This is a genomic window from Paenibacillus sp. FSL L8-0663 (genome assembly GCF_038008125.1).
GTDB lineage: Bacteria > Bacillota > Bacilli > Paenibacillales > Paenibacillaceae > Paenibacillus > Paenibacillus polymyxa_D.
The window spans coordinates 4820586-4832597 of sequence record NZ_JBBOYM010000001.1 but is presented as its reverse complement, the minus strand read 5'-3'; the positions used below and the strand labels follow the sequence as shown (position 1 = coordinate 4832597).

The following is a 12012-nucleotide window of genomic DNA, read 5'->3' as shown; positions in this document are numbered from 1 at the left end:
TCATTGACATAGTCCACAAAAATCTTTACTATAATTGTTGCAAAAGTCCACTAAATAGGGGGAGTTATGGTCAATATAGATGCTAATATCATAGCGGATATGAGGCGTTTTAATCGGTTCTATACGAATATACTGGGTGTTTTGGATAGACATGTGCTGGATAGCGGATATTCCTTTACCGAGGCCCGTGTCATTATAGAGATCGGGTTGATCGAGCCATGTATAGCGAATACTTTAGTCGAATCTCTTAAAATTGATCGCAGCTATATGAGTAGGATCATTGCTAAATTTTGCAAAGAGGGCTTTCTTGTTAAGGAAAATTCAACGTTGGATAATAGAACAAATCTGATTCGTTTGACTCCTAAAGGAAAGGCGTTCTATAACCAACTGAATGAAAGGTCTGATGAACAAATTCTAAAATTAGTTCAAGGACTCTCAGAAGAAGAGATAAAAGAATTACATACTTCTATGTTGTTAATTCAGAAGAAATTGGATAATTTGGAGAGGATACAGAATGATACGATTTGAATGCGACTATACCGAAGGTGCCCATGAGCGCATATTAAAGCGACTACTGGAGACGAATGATGAACAAACTCCAGGTTATGGTGTGGATGATCATTGTGAAAAAGCTAGAGCATATATTAAAGAAGCATGTGACTCCCCAAATGCGGATGTACACTTTTTGGTTGGAGGTACACAGACCAATACCACTGTTATTTCTTCTATTCTGCGTCCGCATCAAGGCGTCGTTGCGGCAGTGTCGGGACATGTTGCGGTTCATGAAACCGGAGCGATTGAAGCTGTTGGACATAAAATACTTACTTTGCCAAGCGGAGATGGGAAGATCCGGGCCGAGCAGGTACAAGATTTGTATGACGCTCACTGGAATGATGCCGCTCCTGAGCATAGTGTACAGCCCGGGATGGTTTATATTTCCCAACCTACTGAGAATGGAACGATCTATAGCAAAGCAGAGCTGGAAGCATTAAGTAGAGTCTGTCAAGAATGTGGTTTACCACTGTTCATAGATGGAGCCCGATTGGGCTATGGCTTGGTGGCCGAAGATAGCGATGCATCTTTAGCGGATATAGCACAGCTTTGCGATGTGTTTTATATTGGCGGGACAAAAATTGGAGCATTGATGGGAGAAGCCGTAGTCATTCTAAATGATACATTGAAAAAAGATTTCCGATATATGATCAAGCAAAAAGGGGGGCTGCTGGCTAAGGGAAGAATGTTGGGCATTCAATTCGAAACTTTGTTTGAAGACGGTTTATACGTTGAAATTTCCAAACACGCTATAGATATGGCAATGCTGCTTCAAAACGGATTATCTGAGCAAGGTTTTTCTTTTCAATACCGTTCTACAACCAATCAGCAGTTTCCGATTTTACCAGATCGTATACTAAAGGCATTGAGTGAAAAATATACTTACTCCTTTTGGGAAAAGGTTGATGATACACATAGTGCAGTTCGATTCTGTACCAGTTGGGCTACGAAGAAAGAAAATGTTGAATTGCTGATTCAGGATATTAAAGCATTGCAATAATGGTCATAGAAAGAGTAATTTATAATTTTAAAGATGTAAAATGACTTTGTAATAGCCATACTTCGGTGCACGCATTGCAGCGAAGTATGGTTTTTTTGTGCATTTTACTTATTCCAACGCGGCTTGTATTTAGTTCCATGAAAGAGCAAGTGGATATAAAAATGGAAAAACAAGACAAGAGCGGAGGTATAAAATTGGCGTCTAATTCTTTACACTGAATATCTACCGAACCTGCTTGCGGTACTGAAGAGGAGAGAGCCCAGTTATTTTTTTAAAGATTTTATTAAAGTGGGAAGCATGACCGAACCCGACATCCTCTGCAATATGCTGGATTTTGTCTTTGGTGGTTCGAAGTCTGGTTTGGGCCGCCCTGACCCGCACTACGCGGATGTATTCGCTGAAATGAAAACCAGTCAACTTTAGAAAGATACGGCTTAGGTAAGCTGGACTAATGAAAAAGCAGGCAGCCACTTGTTCGAGAGTTAACGGTTCATTGTAATGATCCTGAATAAAAGAAGAAATTTCCGTGATTTTCTGATGCATGGGATGGGAGGAGACAGGTTCACTACGCTCGATCGCTTCCGATCGGTGCACCAGGATCAGCATTTCCAGCAGTAAATGCTGTACGCAACGGTCATGCAGAGGCTGCTTATTCCTGCATTCGGTATTCATCTGTAGGAATAAACGTTCAACCTCCACTTGCTCTCTCGCAGGTAAGCGAAGTAACGCGGATTGCTGGTATGGCGGCAGGTCAAGAATGTCATGATCCTGCTGTGGGAGAAACGTCGGAGAAAAATGAATCAAAATGCGCTCTGTTTCCTGCAATTGCGTACTGGCGGTAGAGTGCAAGTCGTGAGGAAGGATGAATATCAGATCCCCCTTGCGAGCGGTGTATACCTTGCCATTCATAAAATAGATGCGTTCGCCTCGCAGTAAGAGATACAGCTCATAGTTCTCGTGGACATGGGGCCGGGGCATAACTGTGAAACCGGTACGATAGATGTGATGAATGGAGAATTGTTGTTCGCCAATGACATATTTATCTTCTTTCACTTCATTCATGTGCTTCTTCCTTTACAAATTAAGATAAGTAAGCGCATTCATACATCAACAGTATATATGACAACCTGCCAATGATAAAAGCAGAAAAGATTGATGAAAGGAGGTGAAGGCGCTTCTGAACGTCTCGGATCGTGTTTTTATAAAAATATGCGCTGATGTGGAAGAAAATCTTAGGGAGGAAACAGAATATGAGCAAGCAGCGTACATGGAAAAAGGTGCTATGTAACGTGGTTGTGGGTTCATTGTTGTTGACCTTGTGCCCGCCACTAATCCAAGCGGAGACTGCGGTAGGAACAGAGAACGCAAAGGGGGCAAAAGTGGCGACGGATATTCCGGCTTTTCCGGGGGCTGAGGGTGGCGGTAAATATGTTACCGGTGGACGCGGAGGTGAAGTGTATGAGGTTACCACGCTGGCAGACTACGGCAAAGGGGAGCAGATCATTCCCGGATCTTTTCGCGCAGCGGTCAGCTCCGATAATCGGACGGTCGTATTCCGGGTGGGTGGAACGATTCATCTCAAGGAGCCACTTAAGATCTTGGGAAACAATCTGACGGTTGCGGGTCAGACAGCTTCTGGCGACGGTATAACTGTAAGCGATTACACAACAGGGATTGAAGCAGATAACGTCATTCTCCGTTACCTGCGTTTCCGATTGACCGACCGTTACCCCAGTGAGGATGACGCATTGGGAGCCAGATACCATAAAAACATAATGATTGATCACTGTTCCTTTAGCTGGTCGGTGGATGAGGTACTGAGCCTGTATGACAACGTCAATACAACGGTACAATGGTCCATTGCGTCCGAAAGTATGCTAATGACTACGCACCAGAAAGGTCGCCACGGCTATGGCGGCATATGGGGTGGACGAAATTCCACCTATCATCATAACTTGTTGGCTCACAATGCAAGCCGTAATCCGCGTTTTCCAACCGATAAAAAACAAATCGACGCTGTGGAAATGACCAATAATGTCATTTATAACTGGGGATTTTTCTCCTCATACGGCGGTGGTGAAGGATCGTATAATGTGCTAAATAACTATTATAAGTATGGCCCTAACACATATGAGGGCGTTCGCGGTCAAATTTTTGTAGACGTGGGTAGTAAAAAATATAAAACACGCATCTTTATTGGTGGTAACTATATGTACGGCAATGACTCGGTTACGAAAGACAACTGGCAGCTTGGCACATCCATTGGGTCCATTATTGATCCGTCCACCCGTTTGGCGGAGCCGATTGAAGTCAGAGGGGAATACGACAACGGAATCTCACCCGATGCGTACGGTCCATATCAAGCGACAGATGCACAAACCGCATATACGGAGGTGCTTGCCGGCTCAGGAGCCACGCTGCCAAGAAGAGATGCGGTGGACGCCCGAATTATGAATGATGTGAAGAATGGAACGGGTGCATTTATTAACTCTCCGCGTGAAGCAGGGTGGATTTATGACGATTCTAACGTAACGACGACGGAGCTTTCTGACAGTGACCATGATGGAATGCCGGATGAATGGGAACGTGCCCATGGGCTGGACCCCAATAATGCAGATGATCGTAACGGTCAGGGGCTTGCCGGCACAGGGGCGTATGCTCATTTTGCCAAGGGTTATACGAATCTGGAGGTCTATTTAAATGATCTTATTGAGAAGCTGTCGAATGGAAATGAGGTGAATAATCCAGAGGCTGTCGTTCAGGTGTCGGATGCAAACGGACGTTCACTAAAGCATAACGATATTTTGGAAGCAGGCCGGGATGCGACCATAACAGCAACAGCCAAGGACAAAGATGGTATTGCTCATGTTGAATTTATCATTGACGGCAAACTCGCTGGAAAAGTAGAGACTGCGCCTTATCAAATGAATTGGAACCATGTGATGGACGGGACCCATTATATTATTGTACGGGTGACCGACCGCAAGGGGAATGCTGCATTTTCCAATCCTGTTACCATTCATGTCAATACGACTGCGCCGTCGGGAAGTTGGCTCAGCGAAGAGATTGGCTCTGAGGGCAACGATGGTTATATAAAAGGGCATACACAGGTCTTAAAAGAAGATGCAAGCGGCAGCAGTATAAGACTGAAGTCAGCGGGAGACGTTGACGGTAAGGCAGATATTTTCCATTATGCTTATCAAAAATGGGAAGGTGACACTGAAATTACAGCCCGTGTGGAACATATTACCCCAGTGGATGATAATGCCGAAGCGGGTGTAATGATTCGTGAATCGCTGAAGCCTGGATCAAAAATGGCTTTTATGTCTTTAGCATTTGTTAAATATGGTAAACAGGGTATTCTTATCAGTCGTGATCAAACGGAGGGTAAGACGAAACGTGCGTCAATGGAGACGTTTATTACAACGCCATATTCGGTTCGTCTGGTACGACAAGGACCAAAGGTTACCGGCTGGGTGTCCGCAGATGGTGTGACGAACTGGGAGAAGGTTGGTGAAACGGTTATAGATGTGCCGGATCATCAACCGCTATTGTTCGGGTTGGCTACTGATGCATCCAAACCACAAAACGATGTATGGAATTACAATACGTCGGAATTCAGCCATGTCACCATCCGCAACCTGACAGACTCAGGAGGAACTCGTCCTACTAGTGTGGTGGTAGCGACCTATGGTCCTGCTGACTTTACATCTCTCCAGGCAGCTATTGACGCAGTCCCTGACGACAGCAATACAAGGACAGTTATCCATCTCAAAAACGGTACGTATCGTGAGAAAATAAAGGTGAATTCCTCTAAGAAAAACCTGAGTATTATCGGAGAAGATCGGGATAAAACGATCATTGCTTTTGATGATACGGCCAAAACCGTGGTGGATGGAAAAGAATTAGGAACAAGCAACAGCTATACCATGCGTGTGCAAAGTCCTGATTTTGTGTTGGAGAATGTCACGGTTGCCAATACAGAAGGAACCGGGCAGGTGCAGGCTGTAGCGTTATATGCCGAAGGCGATCGTGGTAAGTATCACAATGTCAAAATTACCGGCCTACAGGATACGTTGCTTGTGAACCGTGGCAGACAGTATTTCAAGGACAGCTACATCAGTGGCAGTGTAGATTTTATATTTGGCAATGCACCCGCTGTGTTTGATAACTCGATCATACACAGCCTGCGTGCTGGATATGTGACAGCAGCTTCAACAGAAGAGAACAAGCCGGGATTTGTATTTATTCAATGTCGTCTGACAACAGAAAATGGCTTAACAGGCAAGGTGGATCTCGGACGGCCATGGCGCCCTTACGCTCATGTTACTTTTTTGAAGACCTATATGGATGACCATATCAAGCCGGGCGGCTGGAATAATTGGGGCAAGGAATCCAATGAGCAGACCGCAAGATTTGGAGAGTTTGATAACTTTGGACCAGGTGCAGGAAGTAGCGAACGTGTACCTTGGGCCAAACAGCTTACTGCCGATGAAGCAAGCCAGTACACCGTTGAAGCTGTTCTGAGTGGACCAGATCATTGGGATTGGCGTCTTTAAATTTGATGTTCAGTGGTTAAGCGGGGCAAGCGCTTCTAGCGTTCAGCCTCGCTTATTTCTATCGTTTGAGTGGAGGATACATATTTAATTTTTAGGTATTGAAAATACTTGTTTATATGGTAAATGTTTGCTATGTTAAAAATGTATTTATTTCAAATTGTAATTTATTTATGATTTTGGAGGTGTAACGTATGGCACGTGTGTTAGTAGTGATCACGCCTGCTGAAGGCCATGTTAATCCGACACTAGGATTAGTGAAAAGGTTGGTAGACAGTGGGGAGGATGTTGACTATGTGTGTACGGAAGAATATCGTACGAGAATTCAACAGACAGGAGCACAGATGATCACCTACCCTTTTGTGGATGATGCTTTTTCCAAAGACTCTGATTTAAAGCCAGCAGAATACAAACATCATTATCAATTTGTATACATGATGGTAAAAGGTATGATTCTTCCGATTATTCCAGAGGTTTTGAGAGTTATTGAAAACAGAACCTATGATTATTTAATCTATGATTCTTTGATGGGTTGGGGAGGCACGATTATTGCTGAGAAGCTAGGAATCCCTGCTGTGTGCTCTATCGCTTCTTTTGCTTTCGTAGAGCCATTGGGATCGGGGCAAGGCATGAATGACAATGATCCGGAGGTAAAAAAGTTATACACGGCTACGATGCAAATAACGCATCAACTGGCTAATGAGCTTCAGGTTGACGCTCCGGCTATAGAAGAGATTGCTCCTCATGGCGGACACTTAAGAATCGTTTATACAAGCCGCTATTTTCAACCGCAAGCCGAAAAACTGGATCACAGTTTTATTTTTACAGGTCCTTCTATTGTACCGCGTAAAGATGCTCCTTCCTTCCCGTTCGAACAACTTCGTGTTCTGCATCCACAGGCGGTGTACATTTCAATGGGTACTATTTTGAATAAAGACTTGGAATTTTATAAGCTTTGTTTTGCAGCATTTCGCGATTTGCCTGTGCAGTTTGTGCTGTCTTCAGGCAATTATACAGACATGGAGCCATTGGCCTCGTGTATCCCTGACAATTTTATAATCAAGCCTTATATTCCGCAATTGGAAATGCTTCAGCATGTGGACGCTTTTGTTACACATGCGGGGATGAACAGTACAAGTGAAGCACTGTATTACAATGTGCCGCAGGTCATGATTCCTTTAACATCGGATCAGCCCATCGTAGCTAGTCGGGTGCAGGAACTGGGAGCGGGTGTTGTTGTGGATAAAAATGAGCTTACACCCGCTAGTTTGAGAGCTGCCTTATTAGAGGTATTGAGTCATCCAACCTATAAAGAACAGGCTCATGTGATTGGCGAATCATTACGCCAGGCTGGTGGGTATAGTCATGCGGCAGATACAATCATGAGCCATTTCTCCACCATAGAAAAATAAGCAGCAGTCTATATACTGTGATTCCTTTCTTTTAAAGTAGCAGATTTTTCAAACTCTAGTTTCTTTGAAATCGCCAGAAGACCAAGGGAGCAGATGATCAGGGCCAAACATACCCAATAGGTATTTCGGTAACCAATCCATTGAGCGGTTAATCCGCCCATCAAGCTCCCCACCAGTCTTCCGATGGTTGTCGCATTGGAATATAGCGTCGATGCGTACCCTGGAAGAGAGGGCAACAAATCCTGCATGTAACTAATGCCAATGGCAGAAATCACTGCAACAAAGAAGGCTAGAAGAAGCTGCCCCACGAATAGCTGCCACATCTCCGTAGACATAAGGACAAGGAGATAATAGACAACTCCTGTTAATGCCCCTAAAAATATAAGCAAACGGTTGGAGTATTTAGCTGCTAGTACGCCTAACATGAGCATCAAGGGTATTTCTACAATTGCGCAAATACTGGATACTAGAGCAACGTCACTCGTGTCGCCTTGTAAATTGTGAATGATGAACAAGGAAATATTCAAATTATTCATCCAGTGAGACGTATAGAGCAGAGTAAGAACGGAAAAGGGAATCAGAATCTCAATATTTTTATGTAATGTAATGTGATGAAGTGAAAGTTGATTGTTATGTTTAAGTTGAGCGGGAGGCTGCTTGATAAAAAGGAATAGAAGCACAGCAATGAGAACAAAAATAGAGGTCGTTCCCATAAAGATACCCTTAAAGCCCGTATGTGCAATCAAAAAGGAACCAAAAAGCGGCCCGGTAATAAAGCCAAGAGAAAACATAGACCGAAGCGTTGAATTAGCAAAGGCGTGATCCGCAGATTTACTGCGATTTACTGCTTCACGTGCACTGGCAAATAACTGCGGCATCCCAGGAGCACCAATGGCCGTAAAGATCGTCATATAAACAAAAAGCACATAAAAATTTTGGATTACAAGATATCCTGCAAAGGCTACGGCATTAAATAACGTGCAAATTACCAAAATTTGTTTACGGTCTAAGCCGGTATCAGAACGTTTAGCAATCAGAGAGCTTATCCATATGCCACAAATCAAACTCACCGCTGTAAACACACCAAAGGTTCCTACAGATACGCCAAGTGTACTTGTAAAATATACAGCTAAAAAAGGTGCGCTGATGGATATAGCCATGCCTTGCAATAACATGCAGATCATGAACAATGGGTAGTTAGGTATAACAAAAAGATTTTGAATACGCTTTAGCATTTCATTTTTACACCCCTTCAGATTTAGAAGCAGAATAATACATACCTATCCCATCTAAACTATATATGAACTTAGCATAATTTGTATATTTACATGGTGTAAAATATTATATAATTTTTTTCACTTATTTGAGTAGGTCATATACAGGCAAAGATACAGTATCAGGATGGGGGTGTAGATGTGTATGCGGAATTCTCCTGTAGAATTTGCCTTAAAGACTGAAGCGATCTACGAACTGCTTAATCAGTTCATTCAATGATCCGGCGGCCTTCGTAGGAAGGCGGTGATCGACTTTTTCAATGAAAACAAGCTCACTCTTCGGTAATTGTTGATGCAATATTTTGGCATAGGGATGAAAGTGCTTATCCTCTTCACCATAAACGAGCAGGACAGGAAGGTGGATTTCTCCGAGCCGTGAGGTACAATTGTACTTCAAGCTGTAACGGTAATATTGTTCGACATTCCTAGGATTTCCCTGTTTCGCATCGTTGAATAACTTACGGAACAAAGATAGCTGTTTCGTTTGTGACCAAGCATTAGAGAGCGCAATCGTACCGACTGCGCCGATCTTGGAAAGAGCAATGCCCAAAGAAATTTTGTTTTTTAGCCGCCATTCGTTGACTTCCGACATTCCACTAATAACAATGCCTCCCCATGCCCGATCCGGATAAGTCAAGAGAAATTCAAGTACTATCGAACCTCCGGTAGAATATCCACATAAAAACACTTTATCCAGGCTCAACCGGTCCATCAAATGTTTAATATCCTGGGCGATGAGAGGATAAGTAACCGTTTGTTCGGAAGGCTGACTTTTACCGTGTCCTCTGATGTCAAAAGCTATGGTTCGAAAATGGGGCGATAGCCCTTGGATTTGGTATGTGAAATTTAAGCTAGTGAGTACCGGAGGGTGAATGAATAGGATGGCCATTCCTTCACCGGAATCCATATAATGCATGGAGTATTCGTTTATGTTTGTAGTCGTCATGGTTATGTTCCCTCCCTGAATGGTTTGATCTTAAATTTGGCCTATTAGATCCAAAAAATTCATGGAGGTGTATCTTTAATTGCTAGTATGAGATACCTTTGTCCCGATGATCCAATGCAGGAATAATTTTTTTAGTACAAGAAAAAAATAAGTGGATCAAGTTTTTCTAAGAAAGGGACACATACATGGGCATGAAGAATAAAGTTACCATAGCACTAGTGCTAGGTTTATTGTTGTTGGTCTTGGGGTGTAGAGCGGACTCCAGTCAACAGCTAAAACAACAAAGTGTGAAGCCACCTATCACAGTAAATCAAATGGGCAAAAAACCTGTCATTGTGATCTTGATTGATTCTTTAATGGATAAGCCTTTGCAAGAAGCAATTCAAGAAGGCCGTGCACCCGCAATGCAATATCTCTTAAATCAAGGGCAATATTTTCCGCATGTAGTGAGTTCATTTCCCACGATGTCTGTGACAATCGACAGCACATTATTAACGGGAACGTATGCAGACCAACATCATGTGCCCGGACTCGTTTGGTACAGCAACCAAAAGAAACGCATGATTCTCTACGGCAATGGTGCCAAAGAAGCCTTAAAGATAGACCAACTACAAGTATTCTTAGACGCAATTTACCAATTAAACCAAGTCCATTTGAACAAAAAAACGAAAACCATACATGAGGAATTGGCTGACAAAGGAAAAGAATCCGCGTCCATCAATGCTATTGTCTTTAGAGGGAAAACGAAACATGCCTTAAAAGTGCCTGACTTCATAGCGAATAGCAACAGGGTGCCAGAAAAAATGATAGTAACAGGGCCTAAATGGTTATCCTATGCAGCTCTGGCACAATTGAATCCGAAAAATAACTGGAATACTCCTTTGTGGAAAAAATTTGGGATGAACGATGAATTTTCCGCAAAAGATGCCGCTTTTCTAATCAGCCAGAAGAAACTTCCAGACGTAACCATCACATACTTTCCTGAGAATGATAATTTGGCGCATAGAAAGGGCCCGACTCAACTGAAGGGAATCGAAAAAGCAGATCAAGCACTGCAAACTGTGTTGAACGCATATGGTTCTTGGGAACAGGCTGTAAACAATGCGATATGGATTGTCATGGGTGACAGTGGACAAAGTGCGGTTTATGATGATCGACAGGCAGCAACGGTTGATATAAGGCCTCTTTTGAATCATTACCGCATTGCAAAATTAAATCAACCCGTAAGAACTGAAGACCAAATCGTGATTGCCGCTAATGAACGAATGGCGTATATCTATGCGATTAACGATAACGTGGAGTTGTCTGACGTGGTGAAGTTTTTACAAAATGAGGACAAGCTCGACATTATCGCTATGAAAGATGGTAAAAACAATATTCATGTTACAAAGGGGAAAACGGGTAAGCTATTTTCTTATCATCCCGGTGGAAAATTCATTGATGAATATGGACAATCGTGGACCTTGTCGGGCGAAGAGGACCTTGTGGATATTAAGGTGAATAACAACCGGATCAAGTATGGAAAATATCCAGACGTTTTGGCGAGGTTACACGGGGCAATGAATTCACATGAAGGAAGATATGTTGTCGTCACGGTCCAACCCGGATATGAACTCGTCGGTGAAAGTTCTCCCACCCACATCGGTGGAGGTGCTCATGGATCGCTGCATGAAAAGGATTCCCTTGTCCCATTAATTATTTCCGGAACGAATACACGCCCCAAAACACTGCGAATCGTTGATATAAAAGACTGGATTCTGCAATTGGTAAACGAATAAGTATTATTCGGTTCTTGATATTAAGATTGAACTCCATTAGCATATAAGCATGTAGTTATATAAGCGGAAGGAGGTCACACATTGGAGCAACTTGGTTATGTAGCCGATCATTTAAAGCTACTGGGGGATAAAACCCGGTTGGCCATGCTTTCCCTGCTAAGAGAAAGAGAATGGTGTGTTTGCGAATTTGTAGATATCTTTGATATGTCGCAGCCAGCAATTAGCCAACATTTGAGAAAACTAAAGTCGCAAGGGATTGTAAAAGAAGAACGACGAAGTCAGTGGGTATACTATTCCCTAAATGTAGACGATAAGCCGCATATTCAAGCTGTTCTTGAGCGTATGCCAGACTCCAAGCAAATTTTAAAATGGCTGAATAAAGAGGAGCCGATCACATTTTGTGAACCGGATTCCTCAGCTTGTTCATCCTAAAGACTGTTCCGTGTATCTCCTTGAGGGATAACGGTGCTATTATATAAGTATATGTTTATAAG

9 protein-coding genes are annotated in these 12012 nt (G+C 43.0%); 6 read left to right on the top strand and 3 right to left on the bottom strand.

All coding sequences use genetic code 11. The features are described from left to right. The first annotated feature begins 66 nt into the window (after positions 1 to 66). Together MKY75_RS21460 and MKY75_RS21455 are read left to right on the top strand one after the other, a co-directional pair. Entirely contained in the window at positions 67 to 528 is a 462-nt protein-coding gene (locus tag MKY75_RS21460; protein WP_340886483.1) for a MarR family winged helix-turn-helix transcriptional regulator, read from the top strand. After that, a complete protein-coding gene (locus MKY75_RS21455) occupies positions 515 to 1552 on the top strand; it encodes a threonine aldolase family protein (RefSeq protein ID WP_029519348.1) in 1038 nt (345 codons plus the stop codon). Before MKY75_RS21460 ends, MKY75_RS21455 begins: the two co-directional genes overlap by 14 nt. Before the next feature lie 222 nt (positions 1553 to 1774). Here MKY75_RS21455 and MKY75_RS21450 read toward each other — a convergent pair whose 3' ends face one another. Beyond that, the gene (locus MKY75_RS21450) at positions 1775 to 2614 is read right to left on the bottom strand and encodes a helix-turn-helix transcriptional regulator (protein ID WP_029519347.1); all 840 of its coding nucleotides are present in this window, start codon (positions 2612 to 2614) and stop codon (positions 1775 to 1777) included. Positions 2615 to 2802: 188 nt separating this feature from the next. Here MKY75_RS21450 and MKY75_RS21445 point away from each other — a divergent pair, with 188 nt between their 5' ends. Both MKY75_RS21445 and MKY75_RS21440 read left to right on the top strand, forming a co-directional pair. Continuing rightward, on the top strand, positions 2803 to 6111 hold the full coding sequence (locus MKY75_RS21445) for a pectinesterase family protein (protein WP_340886480.1): 3309 nt from the start codon (positions 2803 to 2805) through the stop codon (positions 6109 to 6111). Positions 6112 to 6302: 191 nt separating this feature from the next. Next, complete coding sequence (locus MKY75_RS21440; RefSeq protein ID WP_340886477.1) at positions 6303 to 7520, top strand: macrolide family glycosyltransferase; 1218 nt, start codon at positions 6303 to 6305, stop codon at positions 7518 to 7520. Between the two features lie 8 nt (positions 7521 to 7528). Here the strand turns inward: MKY75_RS21440 and MKY75_RS21435 are convergent, their stop codons facing one another. Together MKY75_RS21435 and MKY75_RS21430 are read right to left on the bottom strand one after the other, a co-directional pair. Beyond that, positions 7529 to 8755: a sugar efflux transporter gene (locus tag MKY75_RS21435; protein WP_209949876.1), complete on the bottom strand. Its 1227-nt coding sequence runs from the start codon at positions 8753 to 8755 to the stop codon at positions 7529 to 7531. 211 nt (positions 8756 to 8966) lie between these two features. Continuing rightward, positions 8967 to 9740 (bottom strand): alpha/beta fold hydrolase, encoded by a 774-nt coding sequence (locus MKY75_RS21430; RefSeq protein WP_165149518.1) that lies wholly within the window; start codon positions 9738 to 9740, stop codon positions 8967 to 8969. 185 nt (positions 9741 to 9925) lie between these two features. Here MKY75_RS21430 and MKY75_RS21425 point away from each other — a divergent pair, with 185 nt between their 5' ends. Continuing rightward, positions 9926 to 11518: an alkaline phosphatase family protein gene (locus tag MKY75_RS21425; RefSeq protein WP_340886476.1), complete on the top strand. Its 1593-nt coding sequence runs from the start codon at positions 9926 to 9928 to the stop codon at positions 11516 to 11518. Between the two features lie 81 nt (positions 11519 to 11599). Continuing rightward, the gene (locus MKY75_RS21420) at positions 11600 to 11950 is read left to right on the top strand and encodes an ArsR/SmtB family transcription factor (protein ID WP_318628112.1); all 351 of its coding nucleotides are present in this window, start codon (positions 11600 to 11602) and stop codon (positions 11948 to 11950) included. The last annotated feature ends 62 nt before the right edge of the window (positions 11951 to 12012 follow it).